This window comes from Pseudomonas sp. Marseille-P9899, assembly GCF_903166565.1.
Classification (GTDB): Bacteria; Pseudomonadota; Gammaproteobacteria; order Pseudomonadales; family Pseudomonadaceae; genus Aquipseudomonas; species Aquipseudomonas huaxiensis.
In genome coordinates this window covers 487,295-513,122 of sequence record NZ_CAESCG010000002.1, presented here as the reverse complement: position 1 = coordinate 513,122, position 25,828 = coordinate 487,295, and the positions used below count along the sequence as shown (strand labels likewise).

28 protein-coding genes and 1 tRNA gene are annotated in these 25,828 nt (G+C 61.2%); 10 read left to right on the top strand and 19 right to left on the bottom strand.

The window, feature by feature from the left end; genetic code table 11:
* Positions 1-23: 23 nt before the first annotated feature.
* Positions 24-473, bottom strand: coding sequence for a YcgN family cysteine cluster protein (locus HWV67_RS11640; RefSeq protein ID WP_175651327.1), 450 nt, complete (start codon positions 471-473; stop codon positions 24-26).
* A gap of 149 nt (positions 474-622) precedes the next feature.
* Here HWV67_RS11640 and HWV67_RS11635 point away from each other — a divergent pair, with 149 nt between their 5' ends.
* Positions 623-1,216 (top strand): nitroreductase family protein, encoded by a 594-nt coding sequence (locus tag HWV67_RS11635; protein WP_095153920.1) that lies wholly within the window; start codon positions 623-625, stop codon positions 1,214-1,216.
* A 55-nt stretch (positions 1,217-1,271) separates the two neighbouring features.
* On the opposite strand, the gene HWV67_RS11630 is transcribed toward HWV67_RS11635, so the two are convergent.
* The 5 genes from HWV67_RS11630 to HWV67_RS11610 all read right to left on the bottom strand — a co-directional run bounded on the left by HWV67_RS11630 (position 1,272) and on the right by HWV67_RS11610 (position 6,022).
* Entirely contained in the window at positions 1,272-2,204 is a 933-nt protein-coding gene (locus HWV67_RS11630; RefSeq protein WP_175651326.1) for a D-2-hydroxyacid dehydrogenase, read from the bottom strand.
* 78 nt (positions 2,205-2,282) lie between these two features.
* Entirely contained in the window at positions 2,283-2,576 is a 294-nt protein-coding gene (locus tag HWV67_RS11625) for a YcgL domain-containing protein (protein WP_175651325.1), read from the bottom strand.
* The gene (gene rnd, locus HWV67_RS11620) at positions 2,573-3,706 is read right to left on the bottom strand and encodes a ribonuclease D (protein ID WP_175651324.1); all 1,134 of its coding nucleotides are present in this window, start codon (positions 3,704-3,706) and stop codon (positions 2,573-2,575) included. Before rnd ends, HWV67_RS11625 begins: the two co-directional genes overlap by 4 nt.
* A 123-nt stretch (positions 3,707-3,829) precedes the next feature.
* Positions 3,830-5,464, bottom strand: a complete 1,635-nt coding sequence (locus HWV67_RS11615; RefSeq protein ID WP_175651323.1) for a phosphoethanolamine transferase — start codon at positions 5,462-5,464, stop codon at positions 3,830-3,832.
* Between the two features lie 192 nt (positions 5,465-5,656).
* The gene (locus tag HWV67_RS11610) at positions 5,657-6,022 is read right to left on the bottom strand and encodes a 5-carboxymethyl-2-hydroxymuconate Delta-isomerase (RefSeq protein WP_175651322.1); all 366 of its coding nucleotides are present in this window, start codon (positions 6,020-6,022) and stop codon (positions 5,657-5,659) included.
* Positions 6,023-6,131: 109 nt separating this feature from the next.
* Between HWV67_RS11610 and HWV67_RS11605 the strand changes: the two genes are divergently transcribed.
* Positions 6,132-6,359, top strand: a complete 228-nt coding sequence (locus HWV67_RS11605; RefSeq protein ID WP_175651321.1) for a DUF465 domain-containing protein — start codon at positions 6,132-6,134, stop codon at positions 6,357-6,359.
* A 41-nt stretch (positions 6,360-6,400) separates the two neighbouring features.
* Here HWV67_RS11605 and HWV67_RS11600 read toward each other — a convergent pair whose 3' ends face one another.
* Both HWV67_RS11600 and HWV67_RS11595 read right to left on the bottom strand, forming a co-directional pair.
* On the bottom strand, positions 6,401-7,351 hold the full coding sequence (locus HWV67_RS11600; protein WP_175651320.1) for a sulfotransferase family protein: 951 nt from the start codon (positions 7,349-7,351) through the stop codon (positions 6,401-6,403).
* Positions 7,339-8,160: an aspartyl/asparaginyl beta-hydroxylase domain-containing protein gene (locus tag HWV67_RS11595; RefSeq protein ID WP_175651319.1), complete on the bottom strand. Its 822-nt coding sequence runs from the start codon at positions 8,158-8,160 to the stop codon at positions 7,339-7,341. The genes HWV67_RS11600 and HWV67_RS11595 overlap by 13 nt, the downstream gene beginning before the upstream one ends.
* Before the next feature lie 385 nt (positions 8,161-8,545).
* On the opposite strand from HWV67_RS11595, the gene HWV67_RS11590 reads away from it, so the two are divergent.
* The 3 genes from HWV67_RS11590 (at position 8,546) to HWV67_RS11580 (ending at position 11,766) form a co-directional block, all read left to right on the top strand.
* Positions 8,546-9,859 carry a glycosyltransferase gene (locus tag HWV67_RS11590; RefSeq protein ID WP_175651318.1) on the top strand — a complete coding sequence of 438 codons (1,314 nt, stop codon included), beginning with the start codon at positions 8,546-8,548 and terminating at the stop codon, positions 9,857-9,859.
* A gap of 90 nt (positions 9,860-9,949) precedes the next feature.
* Positions 9,950-11,071 carry a DegT/DnrJ/EryC1/StrS family aminotransferase gene (locus HWV67_RS11585; protein ID WP_175651317.1) on the top strand — a complete coding sequence of 374 codons (1,122 nt, stop codon included), beginning with the start codon at positions 9,950-9,952 and terminating at the stop codon, positions 11,069-11,071.
* The gene (locus HWV67_RS11580; RefSeq protein ID WP_175651316.1) at positions 11,068-11,766 is read left to right on the top strand and encodes a WbqC family protein; all 699 of its coding nucleotides are present in this window, start codon (positions 11,068-11,070) and stop codon (positions 11,764-11,766) included. The genes HWV67_RS11585 and HWV67_RS11580 overlap by 4 nt, the downstream gene beginning before the upstream one ends.
* Before the next feature lie 48 nt (positions 11,767-11,814).
* Here the strand turns inward: HWV67_RS11580 and HWV67_RS11575 are convergent, their stop codons facing one another.
* Positions 11,815-12,471, bottom strand: a complete 657-nt coding sequence (locus HWV67_RS11575; RefSeq protein WP_175651315.1) for an acetyltransferase — start codon at positions 12,469-12,471, stop codon at positions 11,815-11,817.
* A 251-nt stretch (positions 12,472-12,722) separates the two neighbouring features.
* On the opposite strand from HWV67_RS11575, the gene HWV67_RS11570 reads away from it, so the two are divergent.
* The gene (locus HWV67_RS11570) at positions 12,723-13,559 is read left to right on the top strand and encodes a hypothetical protein (RefSeq protein WP_175651314.1); all 837 of its coding nucleotides are present in this window, start codon (positions 12,723-12,725) and stop codon (positions 13,557-13,559) included.
* 16 nt (positions 13,560-13,575) lie between these two features.
* Here HWV67_RS11570 and HWV67_RS11565 read toward each other — a convergent pair whose 3' ends face one another.
* Together HWV67_RS11565 and HWV67_RS11560 are read right to left on the bottom strand one after the other, a co-directional pair.
* On the bottom strand, positions 13,576-14,433 hold the full coding sequence (locus HWV67_RS11565; RefSeq protein WP_175651313.1) for a DMT family transporter: 858 nt from the start codon (positions 14,431-14,433) through the stop codon (positions 13,576-13,578).
* The gene (locus HWV67_RS11560) at positions 14,430-15,506 is read right to left on the bottom strand and encodes an NAD/NADP-dependent octopine/nopaline dehydrogenase family protein (RefSeq protein ID WP_175651312.1); all 1,077 of its coding nucleotides are present in this window, start codon (positions 15,504-15,506) and stop codon (positions 14,430-14,432) included. Before HWV67_RS11560 ends, HWV67_RS11565 begins: the two co-directional genes overlap by 4 nt.
* A gap of 523 nt (positions 15,507-16,029) precedes the next feature.
* Between HWV67_RS11560 and HWV67_RS11555 the strand changes: the two genes are divergently transcribed.
* The gene (locus HWV67_RS11555) at positions 16,030-16,464 is read left to right on the top strand and encodes a GNAT family N-acetyltransferase (protein ID WP_175651311.1); all 435 of its coding nucleotides are present in this window, start codon (positions 16,030-16,032) and stop codon (positions 16,462-16,464) included.
* A gap of 65 nt (positions 16,465-16,529) precedes the next feature.
* Here HWV67_RS11555 and HWV67_RS11550 read toward each other — a convergent pair.
* The 5 genes from HWV67_RS11550 to dapA form a co-directional block, all read right to left on the bottom strand.
* Positions 16,530-16,619: transfer RNA gene (locus HWV67_RS11550), tRNA-Ser, on the bottom strand.
* Between the two features lie 93 nt (positions 16,620-16,712).
* Positions 16,713-17,423, bottom strand: coding sequence for a phosphoribosylaminoimidazolesuccinocarboxamide synthase (gene purC, locus HWV67_RS11545; RefSeq protein ID WP_095153981.1), 711 nt, complete (start codon positions 17,421-17,423; stop codon positions 16,713-16,715).
* A gap of 30 nt (positions 17,424-17,453) precedes the next feature.
* On the bottom strand, positions 17,454-18,212 hold the full coding sequence (locus HWV67_RS11540; RefSeq protein WP_175651310.1) for an MBL fold metallo-hydrolase: 759 nt from the start codon (positions 18,210-18,212) through the stop codon (positions 17,454-17,456).
* Positions 18,213-19,325 carry an outer membrane protein assembly factor BamC gene (bamC, locus tag HWV67_RS11535; RefSeq protein ID WP_175651309.1) on the bottom strand — a complete coding sequence of 371 codons (1,113 nt, stop codon included), beginning with the start codon at positions 19,323-19,325 and terminating at the stop codon, positions 18,213-18,215.
* A gap of 17 nt (positions 19,326-19,342) precedes the next feature.
* The gene (gene dapA, locus HWV67_RS11530) at positions 19,343-20,221 is read right to left on the bottom strand and encodes a 4-hydroxy-tetrahydrodipicolinate synthase (protein WP_175651308.1); all 879 of its coding nucleotides are present in this window, start codon (positions 20,219-20,221) and stop codon (positions 19,343-19,345) included.
* A gap of 258 nt (positions 20,222-20,479) precedes the next feature.
* On the opposite strand from dapA, the gene HWV67_RS11525 reads away from it, so the two are divergent.
* The gene (locus tag HWV67_RS11525) at positions 20,480-21,040 is read left to right on the top strand and encodes a glycine cleavage system protein R (protein WP_095153985.1); all 561 of its coding nucleotides are present in this window, start codon (positions 20,480-20,482) and stop codon (positions 21,038-21,040) included.
* 12 nt (positions 21,041-21,052) lie between these two features.
* Positions 21,053-21,526, top strand: coding sequence for a peroxiredoxin (locus tag HWV67_RS11520; protein WP_175651307.1), 474 nt, complete (start codon positions 21,053-21,055; stop codon positions 21,524-21,526).
* Positions 21,527-21,564: 38 nt separating this feature from the next.
* Here HWV67_RS11520 and HWV67_RS11515 read toward each other — a convergent pair whose 3' ends face one another.
* Both HWV67_RS11515 and HWV67_RS11510 read right to left on the bottom strand, forming a co-directional pair.
* Positions 21,565-22,635, bottom strand: a complete 1,071-nt coding sequence (locus tag HWV67_RS11515) for an AI-2E family transporter (protein ID WP_095153987.1) — start codon at positions 22,633-22,635, stop codon at positions 21,565-21,567.
* 26 nt (positions 22,636-22,661) lie between these two features.
* Positions 22,662-22,901, bottom strand: a complete 240-nt coding sequence (locus HWV67_RS11510; RefSeq protein WP_095153988.1) for a sulfurtransferase TusA family protein — start codon at positions 22,899-22,901, stop codon at positions 22,662-22,664.
* Positions 22,902-23,035: 134 nt separating this feature from the next.
* On the opposite strand from HWV67_RS11510, the gene HWV67_RS11505 reads away from it, so the two are divergent.
* Entirely contained in the window at positions 23,036-24,469 is a 1,434-nt protein-coding gene (locus tag HWV67_RS11505; RefSeq protein WP_175651306.1) for a M48 family metalloprotease, read from the top strand.
* A gap of 92 nt (positions 24,470-24,561) precedes the next feature.
* Here HWV67_RS11505 and nadA read toward each other — a convergent pair whose 3' ends face one another.
* The gene (gene nadA / locus HWV67_RS11500; RefSeq protein WP_175651305.1) at positions 24,562-25,620 is read right to left on the bottom strand and encodes a quinolinate synthase NadA; all 1,059 of its coding nucleotides are present in this window, start codon (positions 25,618-25,620) and stop codon (positions 24,562-24,564) included.
* Between the last annotated feature and the right edge of the window lie 208 nt (positions 25,621-25,828).

Here is a 25,828-nt window from a genome sequence, read left to right as displayed (position 1 = left end):
GAAAGCAGGCTCTACAGCAAACCTTAGCTGGCGCGGAAAATCAGATAGTCTTCCCAGTCATCCTCGTCCACGCTCTCCTCGCTGAGCATGCGTCCGGATTGTGATATGTGCTGCTTGTGCACCTGCTCACGGTCGCCACACACCAAGTGGTGCCAGCGCGGCAGGTCCTTGCCCTCGCTGACCAGGCGATAACCGCAGGTAGGCGGCAGCCACTTGAACTGATCCGCCTTGCCCGGGGTGAGCTGGATGCAGTCCGGTACGTGCGCGAAGCGGTTGGGGTAGTCGCTGCACTGGCAGGTCTTCAGGTCCAGCAGTTTGCAGGCGATCCGCGTGTAATAGACGCTGTTGTCGTCTTCGTCTTCGAGCTTTTGCAGGCAGCACAGGCCGCAGCCATCGCACAACGACTCCCACTCCAGACGATCGAGCTGCTCGAGGGTCTTGCGGGTCCAGAACGGTTCGGGAGTTGCCTGCATGTCGCGGTGATCCTGTTTCAAAATTCTTCTGCTCTATCGAGCGGCGCCAGTCTAGGACGAGTGCTTCGCCTTTGCCAGACCGCTTGTCAGGGTGTGTAGGACAGGCGTAGTTTTGCAAATCATTTCATACCCCCCTGTCAGGAACCCGCATGAGCGCCAATCCTCGCGTTGCCGAATACGCCATCAACGAACAGTTCATCCAGCGCTGGTCACCGCGGGCCTTCACCGCCGAGCCGATCGCCGAAGAAACCCTGCTGAGTTTCCTCGAAGCCGCACGCTGGGCGCCGTCGGCCTACAACTCGCAACCGTGGCGTTTCCTCTTCGCCCGTCGCGACACCGCGAACTGGGAGCGTTACCTGGGCCTGCTCAACGAATTCAACCGTAGCTGGGCGCAGCATGCCTCGGCGCTGGTGATCGTGCTGTCCAAGACCACCTTCACCGCCCCCGGCGCCAGCGAAGAAACCCCGGCGCTGTGGCACACCTTCGACACCGGTTCCGCCTGGGGTCACCTGGCCCTGCAGGCCAGCCTGAGCGGCTGGCACACCCACGGTATGGCCGGTTTCGATCAGGAACTGACCCGCAAGGAACTGAAGATCCCTGACGAGTACGTGCTGCATGCGGTCATCGCCATTGGCAAGCTGGGCGACAAGGCTACCCTGGCCGAGTACCTGCAGGCCCGTGAAGTGCCGAGCCCGCGTCGTCCGCTGAGTGAGCTGGCGGCCGAAGGTGATTTTACGCTGTAAGGCGCTAGCGCTTTATCGCTGCGGTTCGGGGCACCGAACCGCAGCGATAGCCATCTCAATACCCCCGCGCGAAATCCACTTCCCCGCGCAACTCCTCTCCCGCGCCATACGCCCCCAGGTTCTCCACGAACAACCGCGCCATCGCCACCGGCGAGGTCGGCGCCGAGCTGTGCCCGGTCAGCAGCAGGCCCAGGGCGGTCCAGAACGGATGGTTGCGCGGCAGCGGCTCCTGGCGGCAGACATCGATCACCGCGCCGGCCAGATGGCCTTTGGTCAGTGCGTCGACCAGGTCACCATCGACCACCGCCATGCCACGACCGGCATTGATGAACAGCGCATCGGGGTTGAAGCGGGCGAACAGCGCAGCGTCATAGATATCGTGGGTAGCCGGCGTGTCCGGCAGCAGGTTGACCACATAGTCCACCTCGCCCACCAGGCGACCGAGGTCATCCAGCCCCGCCACTTCGATAAACGGCGCCAACACACGTGGCTGGCTGGCGACACCATAGAGGTGAACGCCGAACGGCACGAGGAACTCGCCAACCTGACGACCGATGTCACCGGTGCCCACGATCAGCACCCGGCGCCCTTCCAGGCTGCGCCCGGAGCGGCCATCCCACTTGCGCTCGACCTGGCTCATCAGCCGGCTGAGCACTTCGCGTTCGTGGCCGAGCATGTAGGTCAGCACGTACTCGGCCATGACCTGGCCGAAGATGCCCACAGCGCGGGTCAGGCGGTATTCACGGGGCAAGCCATGGGCCAGCAGCGGCGTGATTCCGGCCCAGGTCGACTGCACCCAGTCCGGGCGATGCCCCTGGCGCAACAAGGTCGCCAACAGGTCCGGCTGACCGAGCCAGACCGGACAATCCGCGGCCAGACGCGACAGTTCGGCGGAATCGCCACTGGTGAAGATCTCGAGATCGGGCAGGGCCTCACGCAGCAGACGGGTGTAGAGGGCGTGATCCTGTTCGGCGATCAATACGCGCATATCGATTACAACCTTGCAAAACGGCGGGATGGCCAGCGTACGGCGGCTGGCCACATGGAGACGAAAAGGGGGACGGGATCAGACCGGATCGTTGCGGCGCAGCAGTTCCTCGGGCAGGTGCTCGATGTACTCGTCCTCGAGCGGCGGCATCTGCAGGTGGTAACCCTGCTGGTCGAGGTTTTCCAGAACCTTGGTGATGTCTTCGCGGGCCAGCTTGCGCTCCGGGCTCAACACCAGGTCAAAAGCCAGTTGCGGCGTGCCGAAGGCGGGCAGCAGCCCTTCGGGTACGCGCGCCAGGCCATCGGCCTTGAGCACGTAAAGGTACATTTCGTTCTTGCGCGGGCTTTTGTAGATCGAGCAGATACGTTTCACGAGACTTCTCCAGCAGTGGCCAGGCAGTCCAGCAGCGCCTGGCCCATCCGCTCGCGGCGCCAGCCACGCAGCGAATCAGGCAATTGGTAAGGGCCGTCGGGGTAACCGCTCTTGAGCAGCGCCTCGAGGGTTTTCTTGCGCAGCATCAGCTCCGGGGCGATGCTCAGGCGCTCGGCCTCGGCCTGACCGATAGCCCGCAGTTGTTTCAGCAGCGCCGAGGCTTCGATCGGCAGCGGCTCGGGCACCGCCGGCGGCCACTCGGACGGCGGCAGGCTGCCGGTGCGCTTGATCAGGTCCAGCAGGAACTCGCCATCCTGGCGCAGGGTGCGCGGGTGCATGTCTTCGATACGGGCCAGCGCCGTCAGGTTGTCCGGTTGGGTGCGGGCCATCGGCCACAGCGCGTGCTCACGCACAACGCGGTTGCGCGGCAAATCACGCGCCCGGGCCTCGCGCTCGCGCCAGGCACACAGCTCGCGCAGCACCGCCAACTGGGCGCGGGAGAGTTTCCAGGCCAGTTTGGCGTCGCGGTACAGCTCATAGGGATCGACATCGCGGCGCAGTTGCAGCACCAGTTCGGCGCCGTCTTCCAGTACCCAGGCGTTCTTGTCGTCGCTCAGTTGCGGACGCAGGCGCACGTACAGCTCGGCCAGGTGCACGGCGTCTTCTGCGGCGTAGCTGATCTGGGTTTCGGAGAGTGGGCGTTGCAGCCAGTCGGAGCGGGTCTCGCCCTTGGGCAGTTCGATGCCCAGCACTTCCTGCACAAGCCGCGAGTACCCCATGGAGAAACCGAGGTTGAGGTAACCGGCGGCCAGTTGGGTGTCGAACAGCGGCGCCGGCAGGCTGCCGGTCAGGCGCAGGAGGACTTCGAGGTCTTCGCTGCAGGCGTGCAGCACCTTGGTGACGGCGGGATCTTCGAGCAGTTCGGCCAGCGGCTGCCAGTCGTTGACCAGCAGCGGGTCGATCAGAAAGGCGCGTTGCCCATCGCCGACCTGGATCAAACCGGCTTTGGGATAGAAGGTGTCGACCCGCATGAACTCGGTGTCGAGTGCCACGAAGGGTAGTTGACGCCACTGCTGGCAATGCTCCGCCAGGCTGCGGTCGTCAGAAATCCAGTGAATATCGATGGCCACAAGGCTCTCCCACGAACAATGGCGCGCAGTATATACGGCACAGGCCACTGCCGGGAAACCGCCCGACAGCCCTCTCCCTATGGTTTGTAAGAGAAGCAGACGAAGCGGCTTTTTGCATCCGACTCAGGAGGTAGTCCCTTTCGGCCGGCAACCGGCGAACAGGTCCAGTTGCGGGTTGTACAGGGCGGTTTTCACCTGCAACAGACCGAGCATGGAGTGGAACAGGTTGTCCTGGCTCAGCGGTTGGTCACGCTCCTGTTTCAGGCAGTCGACATCCACGCCGAAGCTGCTGCGGTAGTTGTCGGAGAACCAGGCCAGCATCGGCACATGTTTCTGCTGGTCCGGCGCCACCATGTAGGGCGTGCCGTGCAGAAACAGGTTGTATTCGCCCAGCGACTCGCCGTGATCGGACAGGTAGAGCATCGCCGTGTCCACCTTGTCCTGCTTGCTGCGCAGCACGTCAATCAGCGAGGCCAGCACGTGGTCGGTGTAGGTCAGGGTGTTGTCGTAGCCGTTGATGATGCTCTGCCGGTCGCACTCGTTCAGCGCGTTGCTATGGCAAACCGGGGTGAAGCGTTCGAACTGCTGCGGATAGCGTTTGTAGTAATCCGGGCCGTGGCTGCCCATCTGGTGCAGGACCAGCACGGTGTCTTCTTTCAGGTCGTCGATACGCGCAGCCAGGTCCTTGAGCAGGATTTCGTCATGGCATTCGCTGTCGGCGCACAGGCCCGGCTCCTTGAGATTGCTGACATCTTCGAAGTGCACCCGATCGCAGGTGCCCTTGCAGCCGGACTGATTGTCGCGCCAGTACACCGCAAGTCCAGCGCGCTGCAGCATGTCGAGCAGGCCTTCCTGGTTCTTGGCGGTGGTGGCGTCGTAGTTCTTGCGGGTCATGCCGGAGAACATGCAGGGTACCGACACGGCGGTCTCGGTCCCGCAGGAGGTGACATTGCTGAACGCCACCAGCCCCTGCTCTTTCGCCAACTGAGGGGTGGTGTCGCGGCTGTAGCCGAGCAGGCCGAAGTTCTCCGCCCGGGCGCTCTCGCCCACCACCAGCACAGTCAGCGATTTGCGGGGATGGCTCGACCAGGCCGGCGACAGCGCGGCGTCTTCACCGATCTTGCGGAACGACTGGGTCGCCCCGCCGACTTTTTCCCGCACGTAGTTCACCGAAGCGCCGATGTAGTTGCTCGGCACCACCATCAGACGCAGCTCATGGTGATTACGAAACAGCGAGGCCAGGCCCTGATAGTTGAGCATCGCCACCGCCGCCAGGATCAGCAGACTGGCCAGGCCAACCCACAACTTGCGCAACAACTCGCGGGGCAGCGTGCGGAAGTTGACGGGGGTCTTGAACAAAATTAGCGTCGGCACTACGCCCAGCAAAACAATATAAACAAGCAACTTCAGCGAGAGCAGATCACGCACTTCCGTTACATTGGTTTCCACGGTATTGCGCAGCATGCCGATATCAATCAGCACGCCGTATTGATTCATGAAGTACGCCACCCCGGCACTGACAATGAACAACAGCGCCAATAGCGGTTTGAGGGTTCTTCGAAACGTCAGCAGGGTCAGTACAAAGTTGAAGGCACACAACAGCAATGCACCGAACGCCAGCCGCAGCAATAGCGCGTGGCTGTCGCCCTGGAGGACCGTGGAGACGTGCCCCCACAGCACCGAGTTGAAACCAAGCAACAGATAGACACTGGCCAACAGCGTCACCCATTCGGGACGCAACGACTTTATTTTCAACATGACGTTTCGCTTATTCAGAGTTCCCCGCCAGGGCCGTTGCGGCACCCGCCTTTTTACCGGGCGAACTGTAAGCAGGCATTCATCAATTTTCCGTGAAAAAAGCGCGAACAAACAATGTTCTGGATGAAGGATTGTTAATCCGCGCCCGCCGTTCAGCCGCGGTTCAGAAACAGCGGCTGTTTTTGACTGGCTTCACGCAGGCAAACGTACTTTGGAATAAGAATCACGATCAATATCGAGAATTTCCACACACAACTGAATATCCACCCCCGCCTGGGCCGGGACCACATCCTTCAGCGCCTCCAGCAGGCTGGCGGAGAGTTGCCGTTTGATTTCCGGCGAGCGACCGCTCAACAGCGCCAGTTTCACATGCACGAACGCCCGTTCGACCGGCGCGATGCCGACCCGGAACGCCTCATGGGCCACTGCCCGACTCTTGATATCCAGCTCGTCGCTGAACTGGCCGCTGGCGACCAGCGCGTTGTTCAGGCGCAGCAGCGCCTTGTCGGTATCGAGGGTGCGCAGGTTGGCGCTGTACTCCAGGTGCAGTTGGGGCATTTCGGTTTCCTGAGGCGGGACAAAGAGCCACAGCCTACTCCAGCTACCCATCCCGACAAAGGCAACTATCCTGAAGATTCACGCCCTCAACCTCAGGAGAACCGTCACCATGCCGGTTAAGCACGATTTACTCGCAGACCTGCAACTGACCCGGGAAGCATTCGAGGACCACAAGAAAAAAGACCACCACCTGGGCAGCCTGCACGCCCGTTACCTGAGCAAGGACAACGAAGTGGTCGAGGCCGAACGGGACGGCAGCCCGGATGACAAGGTCACCAGATTGCGCAAAGAACGCCTGCTGATCAAAGACGAGATCGTCTCCCACCTGAAACCCTGATTCCGCCCACGGCGCTGACGCAGGCGAGCCTCTCCCCCGCGTCAGCGCGCTCCCAGACGCAATGCCTCCAGCGCCTCGTAAGACTGCCGCGTCCAGAACTCGACTCGCTCGCGCAACACCGCTGACGCTTCGTCGCGTTTGCGCTGGCTGTCCGGCACGAACGCTTGCGACGTCTGCTTGGCGTGCAGACCGGCCGCGCGCAAGGCGAGTTGTGCGCTCTCGTGGTCGAGGCCGAAAAAGCCTGCTAGGTGTTCACCCATGATCCCGGGCAATTCGTTGTAGTTGACCAGCAGATTGCCCTCCGCGCGGCTGTGTTCAAGGCCCGCCGCCAGCATCAGGCCGAGGCGCCGGGCGATCTCGTCTTCGCGCCCGCTCTCGCCTTGGTCGCCATCGAGCCAGGCCGAACCGAGCATGCCCGGAATCATCTGCATGCCGCCTTGGCGCACATGGGACACGGCGATCTCCAGCGGCTCGCGGTAGAGGTAGAGCCACGGCACCTCGGGGAAACATTCACGCAGCCATTGCCGCTCGCGGATGTTCCAGGCGTCGAGCTTGATCACCAGCGCCCGCTCCTGCCCACTGCGCACCTGGCCATAGGCCGAGAGCAGCCCGCGAATCGCTGCCAAGCGTGTTTCGCGGGGCAGTTCCGCCCGCAGCAAAGTGTCCAGCGCGGGTGGCTCGGACACCACCACATGGCTGTCCAGTTGCGCGAGCATCTGGCTGATCAGGGTCGAACCACACCGCGAGGCGTGATAGACGAACGCGCTCGGCGCCACGCCCGGCGCCTCCGCATGCCACTGGCTCAACGCCGCAAGGGACGTCTGCCGGCGGAAGGCCTGGTTGAACGGCAGGGACAAGGCATCGTCCACCGAGTCGCGGAAAAACGGCTGGTCCAGCCGCTGCTGGCCAAACCAGCACCAGTCCACGCGCCATTGCGGCCCGTCCTGCCAGACGTTGATCGGCAACCAGCCCTGCAAATTCAGACTTTCCATTGATCACTCCAGCGCGCACGTCCGACGCGCATGGCCGAGCGCACCTGGTCACGGCCAAAGATGAAGCCCTGCTCGCCCGCCAGCGCCAGCGTCCGCTCAACGAAAGTGTCCTTGTCGCGCAGCGCCTGCAAGGTAGCGCTCGCCTGCGGGTTGCGTTCCAGCCAGCCGGCGAAATCGGCGAAAGCCTGGGCAAAACGGCCCACCCCAGCCGCAGGCGTCGTGGCCAGCCCACTGTCGATCGCGGCGTCGAGCCAAGGCCCGGGACGACAATCGATGACCAGGTGAATGCGCGGGCTGCTGTCGTGGTTCTGCACGCTGTGCGGGCGGTCCAGATCGAGAAACCAGCACTCGCCCGCGGCCATCGGTACCCGCCGGCCTTCGAGCATGAAGTCCACCTGCGTGGGGGTGAGCAGCGGCACATGCAGGCGCATGTCGGCATCCGGCCCGCCGAGGTCATAGTCACGGTGTTCGTGGATATGCCCGCCCGGCCCCAGGCGCATCAGCCGGGCGTTGCGGATATCCAGTTGCAACCCGCGCAGACCTTGCTGCCAGCGCGAGTCGCGCAACCAGGGCTGGCGCTCGACCGCGGGGCCGTCGCCGTGGGTCAGTTCACCCGTAGCGTCCGCCGACGAGATCAGCGCAATACCGCTCCAGTCGCCTTCGAAATAGCGTTGGTTGAAATGCCCTTGCCACAGGTGCTCATCCAGCGCTGCGAGCGCCGCCAGCAGGGGTGGCAGGTCGATCGGGACCGGCAAACGCGAGAACGCCGGGCGGCGCGCGGCGCCATCCCGGGAAAACCTGGAATCCATACCCTGGCCCCTCTACCCGACTTCCATTGGAATGCGGCCAGTCTAGGGCCGGCGCAACGGTCGTCAAGCAAAATGCCATCACCTCTTGGCAATGGCCGCTTCGTTAAGCTGCGCCTGTCGGGCCTGGCGGAAAATCAGATATTCTCGACAACCTCTGTCGTGGTCATGAACCCGCCCACGCTGCCGACACAGTGATTAGGCTCTGTATGAAAAGCCTTGATACTCGGTGATGCTGCGTTGAAAACAGCCTCGGAATGCTCATTTACAACCCGTAAACTGCGCTTCCTCGGCTGTTTTCGCCTTGCCTGACCTTCGTCTCAAGGCTTTTCATACAGAGCCTAGGGTCCCGGCCCTTGAACATCACGCCAAATTCGAAGCGATAACTATGCACTCTATCTACCTGAACCTCGGTTGTGCCGATCACCAACGCCAGGGCTTTTTCAATATCGACCTGGACGCACCAGGCGCCGACCTGCACCTGGAACAGGGCAAGGCGCTACCTTGGGAGCGCGGCACGGTTCCGGGTATCTACAGTGCTCATCTGCTTGAGCGCCTAGGCCGCAATCAGGGCATTCGCCTGCTGCACGAGTGCCGCCGGGTGCTGCAACCGGGCGGCGTGATCCGCCTGGTCACCACTGACCTCAAGGCGCTGATCGACAATTACCTCAGCGACCGGCCCGATCCAACGGCGCCGGGCGTCAGCCGCGGCGAGCGCTTCAACAACGCCTTGCGCCAACAGGCGTGGATCTACGACGAAGCGGAACTGACGCGAATCTGCAAGATGATCGGCCTGGAGCCGCTGGCGAACACCGCGCCAGGCGCGAGCAGCGACCCGGCCCTCAGCGGCCTGGAGTCCGACGCGCCGGGGCAACTGGTTCTGGAGTTCCGCAAACCACTGCGCCAGTTGGCCGCTGGCGACGAGCCGCTGGTCAGCATCGTCATGCCGACCTACAGAACCACATTCCTGCACCAGGCTCTGGAAAGCGCGCTGAACCAGACCTACCGCAACCTGGAAATCCTGATCTGCGACGACTGCCCGACCGATGCCATCAAAGAGATCGCCGCCGAGTACGGCCAGTTCGACTCGCGCATCCGTTATGTGCGCAACCCGGATGCGGGCAAGGACATCGGCCGCCTCAACCACCTGCTCTGCCTCAAGGAGTCCCGCGGTGAGTTCATCAAATTCCTCAACGACGATGACCTGCTCGACCTCGAATGCGTGGAGCGCATGATCAAGAGTTTCACTGACTACCCGGATATCAGCCTGGTGACCTCCAAGCGTCAGCGCATCGACGAGCACAATGCGCCGCTGCCGGATATCGCCGCGACCCGGGCACCGGTGGCCAGCGACTCGATGATCGAGGGGCTGTCGCTGGGCACCGCGCTGATGCAGTCGTATCTCAACTTCGTCGGCGAGCCGACCACCGTGATGTTCCGGCGCGAAGACATGATCGATGTCACCCCGGACTTCCTGTCCGTGGATGAACAGCCCATCCCGTGGGCACCTGACGTGGCGATCTTCATCAACCTCGCCTTGAAGGGCAACACGGTGTACCTGATAGAGCCGCTGAGCAGCTTCCGCCATCATGCCGAGCAATGTCAGGTGCTTTACGCTGGTCTGGTTCAGGAGGAGTCGCGACGCTGCTGGGACATCATGCGCAGCTTCTGGGCCCGTCATGAATTCGACCAACCGCTCTGAACATCCAAGGCCATGTACAGCGCTGCCGAAAGGCAGGTCGACCGACACCTGTCGGCGACCACGGAAACCCTTTATGACGATGCGTAACCCATGAGCGACAGAGAACCCATTTTCGTCACCCAGCCCGCGCTTCCCGACCTGGAAGCGTTCATGCCCTACCTGCGGGAAATCTGGGACCGGCGCATGCTGACCAACGGCGGCCCGATGGAACAACGCCTTGAGGCCGCGCTCTGCGACTATCTGGGCGTGAAGCACATATCGCTGTTCTGCAACGGCACCCAGGCGCTGATTACGGCCGTGCAGGCGGCAGGGCTCAGCGGCGAAGTCATCACCACGCCCTACTCTTTCGTCGCTACTGCCCATTCGTTGCTGTGGAACCACCTCACGCCGGTGTTCGTCGATATCGATCCGAGCACCATGAACATCGATCCCGCACGGATCGAGGCGGCCATCACCGAGCGCACAACGGCAATCCTGCCGGTGCACTGCTACGGCCATCCCTGCGACGTTCAGGGCATCCGCCAGGTCGCCGAACGCCACGGACTCAAGGTCATCTACGACGCGGCCCATGCCTTCGGCGTGCGTGATGAAGGCGGTAGTCTGCTGCGCCACGGCGACCTGTCGGTGCTCAGTTTCCACGCCACCAAGGTGTTCAGCACCTTTGAAGGCGGTGCCATCATCTGCCCCGACGAAGCGACCAAGCGCCGTGTCGATCAGTTGAAGAACTTCGGCCTTGTTCCCGGCGGTGCCACGGTGGAGTTCGTCGGCACCAACGGCAAGATGAGCGAAATCCACGCCGCCTTCGGCCTGCTGCAACTGGAACACCTCATCGAGGCCCTGGACCGGCGCCGGCTGATCGACCAGCGCTACCGCGAGGGGCTAGCCAAGGTCGCCGGCATCCGCTGTATCGACGGTGTCGGCGAGCACCTGGCCAATCATGCCTATTTCCCGATTCTCGTCGAACCGTCCTATCCGCTGGCGCGAGACGTCCTGTTCGAACACCTGGCCGCACACCAGATTCATGGTCGTCTCTACTTCCAGCCGCTGCTCAGCAACCTGCCGATGTACCGCGACCTGCCATCGGCCAACCCCGCCAACCTGACGGTGGCCAACCGCGTGGTGGGACAGGTGATCTGCCTGCCGATCTACCCCAATCTGGAACACGAGACCGTGGACTTCATCATCGGGCTGATCGCCGGGACCAACGCATGACAGCCGTGGCGATCATGCAGCCGTACCTGTTTCCCTACATCGGCTACTGGCAATTGCTGCACGCGTCGGACTGCTTCGTGGTCTACGACGACGTGAACTACATCAATCGCGGCTGGATCAATCGCAACCGGATCCTCATCAACAACGCGCCGGGGCTGATCACCCTGCCGCTGCTGCAGGCCTCGCAGAACCGCAAGATCTGCGATATCGAGATCGCTCCCGACACACAGTGGCAGCGGCGCCTGCTGCGCACGCTGGAAATGGCCTACCGAAAAGCGCCCTGTTTCGATCAGGTGTTTCCGGTGGTCGAGCAAATCCTGACCCACGACGACAGCAACCTGGCCGGATTCCTCACCCACCAGTTGCGTACCCTCGCCGGCTTCATGGACCTGAAAACGCGGATCGTGCCCAGCAGCCAGGTCTACGAAAACAGTCCGCTGACAGCGCAAGCGCGCATCCTTGATATCTGTCGCCAGGAGCAGGCGACGACCTACATCAATGCCCAAGGCGGGCGCTCGCTGTATGAGCCGGCAGCTTTCGCGGAGCGAGGCATAGACCTGCGCTTCATTGCCATGCACTCGCGGCCCTACCCGCAGCGTGGCGAAGGCTTCACGCCTTATCTGTCGATCATCGATGCGCTGATGGAAGTCGGCCCCGACGGCATCGCGCCGCACCTGGCTGCGTACTCCCTTTGAGGCTCAGGGCACGACAACGCTCGCGATAGAGTCAGCGGACTGCATGCACTAGAAATCCAGTTCCTGACTACTCTTGACCGCCCGCGCAGGCGCGCCGATATACAACTGCCAAGGTTGCGTGTCCTGGGTGATCAATGCGCCCATGCCGACACAAGTACCTTCACCGATGGTGCAGTGGTTGATGACGGTTGAATTGGCCCCGAGCCAGGCATACGCGTTAACCAGGCAGTGGCCGGCCAGAACCACCCGGGGCGCCAGAAACACATGGTCCTTGATCTCGCCATGGTGGCTGACATGGCTGCCACTCCAGATGACCACGTTGTTGCCGATCACCGCAAACGGCTCAAGAACGCTGTTTTCGAGAATAAAGCAGTTTTCGCCGATGACATTGTCATTGACCGTAGCCTTCGGGCTTACATAGGAGATGAAGTCATAACCCTGGTCCTTGCCTTGCAGATATACCGACTCGCGCAGACGGTTCATCTTGCGTCCGGTCATGGGGGCAAAGAGTTTGTAATCGCTGCTGGGGAACCAGTCGTCGAGGGTTTCGAACGGCACGACCGGCAGGCCTTCGAATTGCTTCGACTCCGGTATGTAACGCCCGTGCACGGTGAAAGCGACTACCTCCACCGTCGGATCTTTTTTCAGGTAGTAGTGCGCCAGTTGCGCGGTGTCCAGCACCCCGAAAATCACAATTTTCTGCATCGTGGTCTCCAAGGACCGCAAAAGTGAGTCAGGCCTAAAGGGCCTGTATACTGCGCCCACCTTAACATTGCCACTGGTGCAACCAGACGGAACTCCGGGCAGTCGGGCAAGATTTTTGCGGATCGACGGCCGACGCTAATCCAGCCCAAGCATCCATTCACCCTGCACAAGTCGATGCAACGTGGTTTCATCACCGAGCATTCCCCGAGCGTCGAGTCTGTGCGCGATACCTATTCCACCGAGAACAGCTGATGGACAACAGCAATCCCTTGCCGGGCCTGATCGCCTATTTCGCTGCCAAGCGCGCGATGTTCCAACAGGAAAAGCACAGCATCACCCGCCTCGCCCTCGGGTCGTCCCACGGCGACTTCGCGTTCGATCCAGCGTATTGCCCCGGCTCATTCAACCTGTGCAGCCGCTCCCAGGATTTTCGCCATTCCCTGGCGCTTTACCAATACGCCGCCAGCCAGGCACCGAACCTGGACACGCTGATCGTCTTCTACTCGCTGTTCTCCTCCGGCAACATGCTGGAACAGTCACCCAGCGAAAAAACCCTAGCACCGCTGATGAACGAAGTGTTCCGGCTTGGGCAGCGCTATGACGATGCGCATTTGACGACGATTGCAGCCCAACTGGAAGGCCGCCTGGAAGGCATCGACGACACACTCGGCGGGAAGTCCGGTTTTTTGCCACAACACCAGAAAGCCTTCATGCCAGCTGACTACAGCGTGCAGCAGCGGGTCGAGGATCACCTGCGGCTCAACCGCAAGGAAGATGGCAATCAGTACCTGGCTCAGTTGCTGATGCTGGCCGCCGAGCGCGGTCACCGGGTGCTGCTGGTAATTCCACCGATGCACCGCGATTACCAGCTTGTCGCCGGCGAGGACGCGTCCTATCTGTTCCGCGGTGCGTTCGAATTGCAGCAACTGATGGACTGCCTACGTCCCAGCTTCAACATGAACATCCTCGACTGCTACGCCGACGCCGACTTTATCGACGAACACTTTGGCGACTACGACCACTTGGTCCCCGAGGGCGATGGTGCCGCATTGCTCTCAAGGAAAATTGCCGAACGCCTGGACCTCTGAGACCTGCCCCACTCCCTCAAGCCCCGACCTTGCGCTCGCGCAGGGTCAGCCAGGTCGTCGCTCCGACGATTACCGCGATGCCCAGCAGTTCATTGCCAGCCGGGACATCGGCCCAGACCAGGAATCCGATCAGGCTGGCAAAGACCAGAGTCGAGTACTCGAAGGGTGCCATCAGCGTGGCGGGCGCATTCTGGTAGGCGAACGTCAGGAGGATCTGCGCCGCACCGCCCAACAACCCGATTGCCACCAGCACCGGCAACTCCTCCAGCGAAGGCACAACGCTGTCAAACCACAACGACAGCGCCCCCGCCACTGCACCAAACACCGTGAAGTAAAACGCCACTGCAGTGCCCTTTTCTTCACTGGCCATGGAGCGGATGGATAGCAAGGCGGCGGCTGTGGCGATGGCTCCCGCCAGAGCGATCAGTACGCCCGGCTCGACACTGCCCGCGCTCGGCAGCACGATGAGATAGACACCGAGGAAACCGGACAGCAAGGACAGCCATCTTCCACGGCTCACCGACTCGCCAAGAAACAGCATTGCAAACAGCCCGATGAAAAGGGGCGCCGTGTAGGTCAGGGCGGTGGCCGTGGCCAGTGGCAACAAACCCACCGCGGCGAAACAGAGCACCTGCGAGGCGGTACCAAAGGTGCAGCGGCGTAAATGCGCCCCGACATTGCGGGTCCGTAGCGCGCCCCACTCACCGAGGTAATGGATCAGCAAGAGGATCGGGATCAACGCAAACAGATTGCGTACGAACAGGATCTGGCCCACCGGGTAATCCTGTCCCAATCCCTTGATCAAACCGTACATCCCGGCAATCAGCAGCGCTGAAAGCAACTTGCAGATAATCGCGCGCCTGACTGCACTCATAGCCCTGCGCTTTCCGCGCCGACACTGGCGAGAATCTCGTCCCGCGAGACGTTTTCCAGGCCGAGGGCGCGAAGGTTGCGTCCTTGTGCCAGGTAGTCAGTGTTGTTGACCGCGGATGCCAGGCGAATGATCGAACCAATCATCGAGCAGTCCACGCCAATACGCTGGCCCAGCTCGAACCAGGGCACCAGCACATAGGGAACATCCTGGGAAACGAAGCGATGACGCATATGGTCCGGCGCCATGTGCAAGGAATTGTGCTCAGGCGAATTGCTGGCGAACTCGTTGAAACTGGTAAACGAGCGACCATAGAAGCCATTGAGGATGTCCACCACTGGACGGGTGTGTAGGCCAAAACCACGCGCGATGCCTTGTCGTTCCTGATCGAGTTGTTCGGCCACCTTGCCAACCGAAGCCGATATCCCTTCCCGATAGAAATAGAAATCCCCGCCAGAGGTCTCGACCCAGCCGGCGTTCATCAAGGCAGGACCCGGATGAATGCCGCGGGTGCCGCAGGAAAGCCCGATTTCCAGCACTTTGCCCCGCCAGTCCAGCGGCATCGGAAATAGCGCCTCGATATCGCGCCGGACAGTTGCATCAAGCGCCACGGGCAGGGACGCGACGGGAAGCGTTTTCTTTATCCCTGTAATACGCACATGACCATCATCAAAGCGCGAGGCATAGGGAGACGTACTGGTTTCAATGATTGCCTTGGCATTCAGCTTGCGTCGCGCGACAAGGCTGAAGAAGTTACCGGTAATACAAATGACAACGTGCCGGCTCAAATCGAATTCAGCCAACTCATCGATGAGGGTCATATGACCATAGGCGGGAACCGTGATGACAAGGAAGCGGGAAAACGCAAGCGCCTCGGCAATGGAAGTGCTCAGTTTCGGTTGAAAACAACTACCGGGCACCAACGATGAGGTCAATCCACCCGCGGCCTCGATGCTATCGAGGTTGCCGCTGTGTTGGGGGTGCGCATATAACAGCGTTTCAATATTGCGATGAGAGAGGTCTGCGACAAAGGCACAGCCACAGTGCCCGGCGCCGAGAATGGAAACAGCAGTCATGTCATTAATCTCTGGAAATGGATTCGGCGGCCATTAGGTTCTTTTGCAAACAAAAGAACAATCAAGCAATGGTAATCCGATATTTCCGAATCAATAAGAAACCAGAACAATAAACCGAGACATGTAAGTTATTTCAAAAGACGCTGAGAGAAGTAGTGATTCCCCGAAAATTTCAGAACCTTTATTATCATGACTATTACCCGAACATTACATTACTGTAAATATAAAGTTCGCATACTGAAAAGCCGCTAATAGCCAAATGCCAGTCAGTTAAACCTGTTAACGCCCTTCTCGACGGTTCGGCGCCCCGGCAAGCTCGCTTCTACAGTGTAGGAGCGAGCTTGCTCGCGAAGGCTGCAAAGCAGCCCAGGGCCATCACACCGGAGGGCGGCTGATACGAGTGGAGGAATGAAGGGGGAGCGAAGAAAATATGGACGCTGCTAATGCGACTCAGTGGTGCAACCAACTGCTTTGCGACAGACTGCTATTCGCAAAACACACGGCAATATCAGAGGTAACGTAAATGGATGTACATATCTCGCTGAGACGCGCCACGCTGGAAGATGGGCAAGCGTTGCTTGATTGGCGAAACGACGACGCCACAAGAGAGGCTAGCCATTGCACCGAACCGGTAGACGTGGAAGGTCATATGGCATGGCTGGAGCAAGTGCTTGAAAATCCCGACAGGGCACTGTTCATCGCAGAAAAGTCAGGCACCCGGGTAGGGACTGTGCGCGCCGATTGCGATGGCGTGGAGACCGAGTTGTCCTGGACAGTGGCTCCAGAAGCAAGAGGGACTGGTGTGGCGAAAGAAATGCTCAGGCTCGTCATGAGAGAGGTTGCCGGACCATTCAAAGCTGAAGTGAAGACGAACAATAAAGCATCACTGCGGGTTGCAGCCGGTGCAGGGTTGCACATTGAAAAAGAAGAGCGCGGCATAGCTTACTTCCGCAGCTGATATTCTTTTCGTTTCCCCCAAATGAAAAAGGCCCCGAGGGCTATAAGCGCTCGGGGCCTTTAATATGGCGGAGAGATAGGGATTTGAACCCTAGGTACTGTCGCCAGTACAACGGATTTCGAATCCGTCCCGTTCGGCCACTCCGGCATCTCTCCAATGGCGCGCATCATACCAGCACTTTTGCCAAAGGCGAAGCCCCTGGATGAAAAAAATCGCGTGCTTTCAGATGCTTGCGCGAACGTGCCGAATTACAGCGGCACGCCCAGGCGTTTTGCGACTTCTTCGTAAGCTTCGATCACATCACCGAGGCCCTGGCGGAAGCGGTCCTTGTCCATCTTCTTGCGGGTTTCCTTGTCCCACAGGCGGCAACCGTCCGGGCTGAACTCGTCACCCAGGACGATTTCGCCGTGGAATACGCCGAACTCCAGCTTGAAGTCCACCAGCAGCAGGCCAGCGTCGTCGAACAGCTTGCTCAGCACTTCGTTGACCTTCAACGACAGGGCTTTCATCTTCACCAGTTGTTCGGCGGTACCCCAACCGAAGGCAACGACGTGGGATTCGTTGATGAACGGATCACCCTTCGCGTCGTCCTTGAGGAACAGCTCGAAGGTGGAAGGCTCCAGCTTGATGCCTTCCTCGACACCCAGGCGCTTGACCAGGCTGCCAGCAGCGAAGTTACGCACCACGCACTCGACCGGAATCATGTCCAGCTTCTTGACCAGGCATTCGTTGTCCCCCAGCAGCTTGTCGAACTGGGTCGGAATACCGGCTTCTTCCAGTTTCTGCATGATGAAGGCGTTGAACTTGTTGTTCACCATGCCTTTGCGGTCGAGCTGTTCGATACGCTTGCCATCGAAGGCAGAGGTGTCGTTGCGGAACAGCAGGATCAAGCGGTCAGCGTCGTCGGTCTTGTAAACCGACTTGGCTTTGCCGCGGTAGAGTTCTTCACGTTTTTCCATGATGGGCTCCGCTTGCTAAATGAGAGGGGGCTAGACGATTTCGCGCCAGTCGAGCCCACAATCCTGGTTGGCCACTTGCAGCCAGTCCGGGTCGCACCCAAGGGTATCGACGAAACATTGCCGGGCCAGCTGTGGCAGGTTGTTCTTGCTGCTGAGGTGGGCCAGCACCAGGTGCTGCAGATTTTCCCACCCCAACTCCGCCACCAGGCGCGCGGCCTGATGGTTGTTCAAATGTCCGTAATCGCCGCCAACCCGCAGCTTGAGAAACTGCGGGTAATGCCCCCGTGCCAGAAGGTCACGGCAATGGTTGGCTTCGATCAGCAGGGCATCCAGGCCCCGGTAATGGTCCAGCAAAGTCGTGTCGTACGAGCCCAGGTCGGTCAGCACGCCGAGGCGCCGTCGACCATCCGTGAACACGTACTGCAAAGGCTCCAGCGCATCATGCGTCACACCCACCGCACGAATGCTGAGGGCGCCCACGTCGAACGTATCGTTCGCCGCGAGAAACCCTGTCGCTTCCAGCGGTTTGCGCAACCCGCGCAAAGTGCCACGACTGAGATAGACCGGAACATTGTAGCGCCGTGCCAGCAACCCCACCCCATGCACATGATCGGCATGTTCGTGAGTCACCAGCACGGCGCTCAATATGTCTGGCGATACACCGAGCCGCGCCAGGCGCCGCTCGGTTTCACGCAGGGAAAATCCGCAATCGACCAGTACGTGCGTGTCGCCACTGCTGATCAGCGTGCCATTTCCCTGGCTGCCGCTTCCAAGTACCGCGAAGCGCACTTAACCCAGGTTGTCCTGAATGACGCTCAGTACGCGACGGGCCACATCGGCCGGGGCCACGGTATTGATGTTCTTCTCGACGGTAACCTGGACGCTGTCGCCCACCTTGCTCAGGCGAACCTGATAGCGCTCGGCACGGGCTTCGATCTCTTCCTTGCTCGGCGCACTGCCGAAGACGCGGCTGAAGAAACCAGGCTCGCTTTTCGGCTCGGCTTTCTCGGCCAGGTTGATGTAGTACAAGCCCAGGCTGCGGTTGATGTCTTCAACGCGCCATTCGCCGTGCTCCAGGGCACGACCGACACTGGACCAGGCGCGATCGAGATCGGCACCGAGGTTCAGAACCGGGTTACCACTACCGTCTTCGCTCAGGCTGACACGGCTAGGTGCATCGAAATCACGGGCCGCGAGCAAGGACACCGAACCGCCCTTCTCGGCGCTGCGGGTCATGCTGGCAAGCATTTCGTCGACCAGTACGGCGTCGACGCCGGAGTTGGTCGAACGGGCCGGGAATTCCTGCTCGGCACTGCTGCCGGCGGCACGCTCGACGGTCACCACATAGACTTCACTGGTGTTGCGCTGCACGCCCGGCTCGATACGGACCCGCGCGCGGACCTCGTTGTCGCGGCTGCTGGCGGCACCGCCCAGGCGCTCGGCCATGGAGGCGGAAAGCTCGTCGAAACGCTGCCAGGTGGTGTTGAACTCACCCGTCTGCGGACGCTCTTCGGCGATACGGAAACCGTTGTCCTCGAAGAACTGGCGGGCAACCGGCCAGACTTCGGCCGGAGCGCGCTGGGCCAGAACCCAACGAGCGGCGCCGCTCTTCTGCAGGCTGAAATCGGTAGCGTCGGCGCTGGCCGCCAGCGGCAGCGGACGCGGAACTTCGTATTCACCCTTGACGTTGTCGTCCGCGACGTTGCGCGGAATCGGCAGCAGAGGGTCGAGACGCTTGACGTTGCTCACATCAGGCGGCAACTGCATGGGCGGCTTTTGAGTGGCCTCCAGGTAGTCGCTGCCACGGTCACGGAAATACCCGTCCTCGCCCCAGAGCCAAGCGCAACCGCTGGTGCTGGAAATGATCAGGGCAAGGGCGGAAAGACCAGCCAATCGCTTCATGCGGTGTACGTCCTCAATTAAAACTGCAGGCCGCACTGGCGCATGGCCTGGCGTACCGTATCGTGACAGGAGTCGCTCAGCCAGGTCAGCGGCAGGCGGATGCCTTGGTGCATCAGGCCCATTTCAACCAAAGCCCACTTCACCGGAATCGGGTTGGCTTCGATGAACAGGTGCTTGTGCAGAGGCATCAGTTTTTCGTTGATGGCGCGGGCTTCGTCAGCCTTGCCTTCGAGTGCAGCGTTGCACAGGTCGGCCATTTCACGCGGGGCGACGTTGGCGGTCACCGAGATGTTGCCCTTGCCGCCCAGCAGGATCAGTTCGACAGCGGTCGGATCATCGCCGGACAGCACGAGGAAGTCTTCGCTCACGCCGTCGATGATGGACTTGGCACGCTTCAGGTCGCCGGTGGCTTCCTTGATGCCGATGATGTTCGGCACGGTGGACAGGCGGATCACGGTCTCGGCCTGCATGTCGCAGGAGGTGCGGCCGGGAACGTTGTAGAGAATCTGCGGGATGTCGACGGCTTCGGCGATGTGCTTGAAGTGCTGGTACAGGCCTTCCTGGGTCGGCTTGTTGTAGTACGGCACCACCAGCAGGCAGGCATCGGCGCCGGCATTCTTGGCGTTCTGGGTCAGGTGCACGGCTTCGCTGGTGGAGTTCGCACCGGTACCGGCGATGACCGGGATGCGACCATTGACGCGCTTGACCACGAATTCGATAACCTGGATGTGCTCTTCCACATCGAGGGTTGCCGACTCGCCGGTGGTGCCGACTGCGACGATGGCATGGGTACCGTTCTGCAGGTGGAAGTCCACGAGTTTGCTGAGGCTGTCCCAGTCCAGACGCCCTTGTGCATCCATGGGTGTGACCAATGCCACCATACTGCCCGCAATCATGAAGCTGCTCCTGCCGGAAAAAGAGAGCGGTAATGGTACTGGCGCCATCGGGCTTGCACAAGCGACGCAGGCGGGCAGAGCATTCCCCTCGGCGGCCATTTTCGCTACCCTTCGTCCTTTGATCGGTACATAGCGGCCTGCCGGGCTGCCGACAACGTGCCCCGACAGTGTCCGCCGCCTCGATCCAGAGGCCCGGGAGCACGCTGAACAGCCTGTTCACCCCGTCAAGTACCGACCGCTCATCGCTTTAGGAATGCTATGTCCACCCCCACCGTCCGCGAACAATTCCTTGTCGTCAGTGCTTTGGGCCCAAGCCCGATGGAACTGACCAACATCCTTTGCCGGGCCAGCAACGACAGTCGCTGCTCGGTGGTGACCTCTCGTCTGAGCCGCCACGGCGAATGCAGCGCGCTGATTCTGCAGATCACCGGCAACTGGGATGCCCTGGCGCGCTTCGAAGGCGCGCTGCCGAGCCTGGCTAAAAAGCACGGCTTCATCGTCAACGTGGTGCGCAGCGCCGATCTGGAAGTGCGTCCGCTGTCGCTGCCGTATGTCGCCTATGTCAGCGCTGCCTACCGCCCCGACATCGTCAATGAGCTGTGCCAGTTCTTCATCGACCACAATGTCGAACTGGAAAGCCTGACCTGCGATACCTATCAGGCACCGCAGACCGGCGGCACCATGCTCAATGCCACGTTCACCGTCACCCTGCCGGCCGGCACCCAGATCAGCTGGCTGCGTGACCAGTTCCTGGACTTCGCCGACGCGCTCAACCTCGATGCGCTGATCGAACCTTGGCGCCCACAGAACCCGATGTAAGGAAGATTGCCCATGGCCGTTGAACTCGACCAACCCGTCGCCGATTTCCAGGCGCTGGCCACCAGCGGCCAGCAGGTCAGCCTTGCCACCCTGAAAGGCCGTCAGGTGGTGCTGTATTTCTATCCGAAGGACAGCACGCCGGGTTGCACCACCGAAGGCCAGGACTTCCGCGATCAGTATGCTGCCTTCCAGGCCGCCAACACCGAGGTGTTCGGCGTTTCCCGTGATGGCATCAAGTCCCACGAGAACTTCAAGGCCAAGCAGGCATTCCCCTTCGAGCTGATCAGCGACAAGGACGAGGCCATCTGCCAACTGTTCGACGTGATCAAGCTGAAGAAGCTCTACGGCAAGGAATACCTGGGCGTGGACCGCAGCACCTTCCTGATCGACAAGAACGGCGTGCTGCACAAGGAATGGCGCGGCGTGAAAGTGCCGGGTCATGTGGCCGCGGTGCTTGCCGCAGCGGAAGAATTGAACAAGGCGTGAATATCAAACGGGGCATGTCGAACATGCCCCGTCTTGTTTCAGAGCAACGGTGCCACTGCGGGCTCACGACGAGGCCAGGCATCCAGCACGGCCTTGAACAGCGTCGCCAGTGGAATGGCGAAGAAGATCCCCCAGAAGCCCCACAGCCCGCCGAACAGCAGCACTGCGCAGATGATCACCACCGGGTGCAGGCTCACCGCTTCGGAAAACAGCAAGGGCACCAGCACGTTGCCATCCAGGGCCTGGATGATTGCGTAGACGGCCATCAGGTAGATGAACTGGTCGCCCCAGCCCCACTGGAACAGCGCGATCAGGGTGACCGGCACCGTCACCACCACCGCACCGACGTAAGGCACCACCACCGACAGCCCCACCAGCAGCGCCAGCAACGCCGCGTAGTTGAGCCCGAGGGCAACGAAGGCAATGTAGGTCGCCACGCCGCAAATCAGAATCTCGATGCCCTTGCCGCGAATGTAATTGGCGATCTGCCGGTTCATCTCTTCGGCCACCCGCGTCATCAGCGCACGCTCCTGCGGCAGATAGCCGCTGACCCAGCGCGCAATGGTCTCGCGGTCCTTGAGGAAGAAGAACACCAGGATCGGCACCAGCACCAGGTAGATCATCACATTGACCAGCAGCGGCAGGCTCGACAGCGAGAAGGTCAACGCCCACTGGCCGAACTTGCCGATTTCCCCGCGCATGGCTTCGATGGCCTGCAGCACCTGGTCATCGGATACCAGGTGCGGGTAGCGCTCAGGCAGCAGCAGAAGCAGCGACTGCCATTTGCCGAGCATGCCCGGCAACTCGTTGAACAGCGTGATCAGTTGATGCCAGAGCAACGGCACCAACACCAGCAGGAACACGCCCAGCGCCCCCATGAACAGGGTGAAGACCAAACCCACCGCGACCTTGCTGGGCACGCGCAGACGCTCCAGGGCGTTCACCAGCCCCTGCATCAGAAACGCCAGGACCATGCCCGCCAGCACCGGAGCAAGCATGCCGCCCAGGGTCAATACGGCGGTGAACCCGAGAAACAACAGGACCGCCAACACCACGGCTTCCTCGTCGGAGAAATAGCGGTGCAGCCAACTGCGTAGCACTTTGAACATCGACGATCCTTGGGTACGAAAGAAACTCAGGCCTTCTTCAGCCAATAGGTGTAAACCCCGCCCTCGGCGGTATCGAGCAGCAGCGTATGACCGGCCAGCCTGGCAAAAGTGCGGAAGTCGCGCTGCGAGCCAGCATCGGTGGCAATCACCTTGAGCACCGCACCGCATGCAAGGCGATTCAGCTCCAGCTTGGCCTTGAGCAACGGCAGTGGACAGTTGAGGCCACTGGCGTCCAGTTCGGCATCGTGGTGCAAGGTGTCAGTCATCAAAACTCTCCAGAAAAACCAGGCGGCCAGACAACGCTGGCATGCGGCGCCGGCAAGCCTCGCAGAATACCGCCACTGGTCGCAACCGTGCGAGGCGGCTACAGTAAGGCTCTTTGTCGACCAGAGCTTCGTGCATGAATTTTCTGCGCCCTACCTTGCTGACACTGGCCTGCCTGCTGGCGCTTCCAAGCCACGCCGACGACCTGCCGTCACTTGGCGACGCCAGCTCTGCCATTGTCTCTCCGCAGCAGGAACACCAACTGGGCCGGGCCTGGCTGAGCTTGTTGCGCGGCAATGTCAGCCAGTTGTCGGACCCACAGCTCAAGGATTACGTCGAGTCCAGCGTCTACCGTCTTGCCGAAACCAGCCAACTGCAGGACCGCCGCCTGGAGTTCATCCTGATCAACAGCCCCGACCTGAACGCCTTCGCCGCTCCGGGCGGGATCGTCGGCGTCAACGGCGGCCTGTTCCTCAATGCCCAGACCGAGGGCGAATATGTCTCGGTACTGGCCCACGAACTCGCGCACTTGTCGCAACGCCACTTCGCCCGTGGCGTCGAAGCCCAGCAGCGCATGCAACTGCCGATGATGGCCGCCCTGCTGGCGGGCATCGTGATTGCCGCTTCCGGCGCCGGTGACGCCGGTATCGCCGCCATCGCCGGCACCCAGGCGGCGGCCATCCAGGAACAGCGGCGGTTCTCTCGCCAGAACGAACAGGAAGCCGACCGTATCGGCATCCTCAACCTGGAAAAAGCCGGCTACGACCCGCGCAACATGCCGTCCATGTTCGAGCGGCTGATGCGCCAGTACCGCTTCGACGCCAAGCCGCCGGAATTCCTGCTGACCCACCCGGTGACCGAATCGCGTATCGCCGACACCCGCAACCGCGCCGAACAGGCCCCTGCCGGCGGCACCGAAGACAGTCTGCGCTATCAGTTGATGCGTGCCCGGGTGCAACTGTTCTATGAAGGGACGCCGGGCCTCGCGGCCAAGCGCTTCCGTGCCCTGCTGGATGAAACCCCCACCCTCGACGCTGCGCGCTACGGCCTGGCGCTGGCGCAGATCAAGGGCGGCCAACTCAATGAAGCGCGGGAAAATCTCAAGCCGCTGCTGGCCAAATCACCCAACGACATCACCTACAACCTGACCCAGATTGACCTGGACATCACCAACAACCGTCTGGCCGATGCTCAGCAACGGGTCGACAAGATGCGCCAGCTCTACCCGGGCAACTATCCGCTGCAACAGGTTCGGGCCGACCTGCTACTCAAGCAGAACAAACCCGCCGAAGCCGAAAAAGCGTTGGAAGCCCTGATCAAGAACCGCGGCGACGACCCGGATATCTGGTACGACCTGGCCGAAGCCCGCGGGCTTTCAGGCAACACCATCGGGCTGCACCAGGCACGCGCCGAGTTCTTCGCCCTCACCGGCGATTTCGACCAGGCGCTGCAACAACTGGATTACGCCAAGCGCCGGGCGGGCACCAACTTTCAGCTCGCGTCGCGGATCGACGCCCGCCAGCGGGATTTGCTGGAGCAGCAACGAATGGTCAAGGACATGATGCGCTGAGGCCTGTCGCCTGAATCCACGGGATTTGAGCCCGCCCCGACAACGAGGTTGGCGCAAATCCTGTGAAGGGCTGCCGAGCAGCCCTGAAAGACTCAAGCGTTACCGGACAACTTCAGCCGCGCGGCCTGGGTAAAGTCCAGCATCCGCTGCAACGGCTTGATCGCCTGCGGAATCAATGCCGGTTCCACGAAAATCTCGTTCGTCCCTTCACGCAGGCACTGCAAGGTGCGCTCAAGCGTGTTCATCGCCATCCACGGGCAGTGCGCGCAACTGCGGCAGGTCGCGCCGTTGCCGGCGGTCGGCGCTTCGATGAACTCTTTGTCCGGGCACAGCTGCTGCATCTTGTAGAAGATGCCGCGATCGGGGGCGACCACGAACCTCTTGTTCGGCATGCGTTGTGCGGCGGCGATCAACTGGCTGGTGGAACCCACGGCGTCAGCCAGCTCGATGACGGCTGCTGGCGATTCCGGGTGCACCAGAATCGCGGCGTCCGGGTACAGGGCCTTGATATCGGCCAGTTGTCGCGACTTGAATTCTTCGTGAACGATGCACGCACCGTCCCACATCAGCATGTCGGCGCCGGTCTGCTTCTGGATGTAGTTGCCCAGGTGCTGGTCCGGCGCCCAGATGAAGGTCTCGCCGTTGTCCATCAGGCTTTCGACGATTTCCAGCGCGCAACTGGAGGTCACCACCCAGTCGGCACGGGCCTTCACAGCAGCCGAAGTGTTGGCATACACCACCACGGTGCGCTCGGGATGCTTGTCGCAGAAGGCCGAGAACTCGTCCACCGGGCAACCCAGATCGAGGGAGCAGGTGGCGTCGAGGGTCGGCATCAGGATGCGTTTTTCGGGGGTGAGGATCTTCGCGGTCTCGCCCATGAAGCGCACGCCGGCCACCAGCACGGTCTTGGCCGAGTGGTTCTTGCCGAAGCGGGCCATCTCCAGGGAGTCGGCCACGCAACCCCCGGTTTCCTCGGCCAGCGCCTGGATCACCGGATCGCAATAGTAGTGGGCGACGAGCACCGCATCCTGCGCCTTGAGTTCGGCGGCGATGGCGGCACGGTATTCGGCCTCTTGTTCAGGCGTGAGCGGCTTGGGCTGCTTGGCGTCCAGATGGGCCTGGACCAGAAGGCGTTCGGAAATCTGCGTCATGTTCGCAAGACCTGCTGGCGCTGATGCGCGTAAGTCGAGTGTATCATCGGGCACGGACAAATCGGGTAACAGCTTGGCCTTTGCATTCTCGGCAAAAGTCCGCTGCAACCTCGGTTTTATGAGTCGCCGAAGGCTACAGATAATCGGATGAATTCTAAAGAGATTTTTGCCCGGTAACGCCGGCGGGCGACGCTCGACACGTCGCCCG

Coding starts and splice junctions, on each gene's coding strand:
- HWV67_RS11565 (WP_175651313.1), bottom strand. CDS start 14,433: ATGAGTGCAGTCAGGCGCGCGATTATCTGCAAGTTGCTTTCAGCGCTG.
- HWV67_RS11515 (WP_095153987.1), bottom strand. CDS start 22,635: ATGTTCAAAGTGCTACGCAGTTGGCTGCACCGCTATTTCTCCGACGAG.
- HWV67_RS11570 (WP_175651314.1), top strand. CDS start 12,723: ATGGACAACAGCAATCCCTTGCCGGGCCTGATCGCCTATTTCGCTGCC.
- HWV67_RS11615 (WP_175651323.1), bottom strand. CDS start 5,464: ATGTTGAAAATAAAGTCGTTGCGTCCCGAATGGGTGACGCTGTTGGCC.
- HWV67_RS11560 (WP_175651312.1), bottom strand. CDS start 15,506: ATGACTGCTGTTTCCATTCTCGGCGCCGGGCACTGTGGCTGTGCCTTT.
- purC (WP_095153981.1), bottom strand. CDS start 17,423: ATGGAAAAACGTGAAGAACTCTACCGCGGCAAAGCCAAGTCGGTTTAC.
- HWV67_RS11510 (WP_095153988.1), bottom strand. CDS start 22,901: ATGACTGACACCTTGCACCACGATGCCGAACTGGACGCCAGTGGCCTC.
- HWV67_RS11555 (WP_175651311.1), top strand. CDS start 16,030: ATGGATGTACATATCTCGCTGAGACGCGCCACGCTGGAAGATGGGCAA.
- HWV67_RS11595 (WP_175651319.1), bottom strand. CDS start 8,160: ATGGATTCCAGGTTTTCCCGGGATGGCGCCGCGCGCCGCCCGGCGTTC.
- nadA (WP_175651305.1), bottom strand. CDS start 25,620: ATGACGCAGATTTCCGAACGCCTTCTGGTCCAGGCCCATCTGGACGCC.
- HWV67_RS11605 (WP_175651321.1), top strand. CDS start 6,132: ATGCCGGTTAAGCACGATTTACTCGCAGACCTGCAACTGACCCGGGAA.
- HWV67_RS11520 (WP_175651307.1), top strand. CDS start 21,053: ATGGCCGTTGAACTCGACCAACCCGTCGCCGATTTCCAGGCGCTGGCC.
- HWV67_RS11635 (WP_095153920.1), top strand. CDS start 623: ATGAGCGCCAATCCTCGCGTTGCCGAATACGCCATCAACGAACAGTTC.
- HWV67_RS11585 (WP_175651317.1), top strand. CDS start 9,950: ATGAGCGACAGAGAACCCATTTTCGTCACCCAGCCCGCGCTTCCCGAC.
- HWV67_RS11580 (WP_175651316.1), top strand. CDS start 11,068: ATGACAGCCGTGGCGATCATGCAGCCGTACCTGTTTCCCTACATCGGC.
- dapA (WP_175651308.1), bottom strand. CDS start 20,221: ATGATTGCGGGCAGTATGGTGGCATTGGTCACACCCATGGATGCACAA.
- HWV67_RS11575 (WP_175651315.1), bottom strand. CDS start 12,471: ATGCAGAAAATTGTGATTTTCGGGGTGCTGGACACCGCGCAACTGGCG.
- bamC (WP_175651309.1), bottom strand. CDS start 19,325: ATGAAGCGATTGGCTGGTCTTTCCGCCCTTGCCCTGATCATTTCCAGC.
- HWV67_RS11525 (WP_095153985.1), top strand. CDS start 20,480: ATGTCCACCCCCACCGTCCGCGAACAATTCCTTGTCGTCAGTGCTTTG.
- HWV67_RS11505 (WP_175651306.1), top strand. CDS start 23,036: ATGAATTTTCTGCGCCCTACCTTGCTGACACTGGCCTGCCTGCTGGCG.
- HWV67_RS11590 (WP_175651318.1), top strand. CDS start 8,546: ATGCACTCTATCTACCTGAACCTCGGTTGTGCCGATCACCAACGCCAG.
- HWV67_RS11630 (WP_175651326.1), bottom strand. CDS start 2,204: ATGCGCGTATTGATCGCCGAACAGGATCACGCCCTCTACACCCGTCTG.
- HWV67_RS11600 (WP_175651320.1), bottom strand. CDS start 7,351: ATGGAAAGTCTGAATTTGCAGGGCTGGTTGCCGATCAACGTCTGGCAG.
- HWV67_RS11610 (WP_175651322.1), bottom strand. CDS start 6,022: ATGCCCCAACTGCACCTGGAGTACAGCGCCAACCTGCGCACCCTCGAT.
- HWV67_RS11640 (WP_175651327.1), bottom strand. CDS start 473: ATGCAGGCAACTCCCGAACCGTTCTGGACCCGCAAGACCCTCGAGCAG.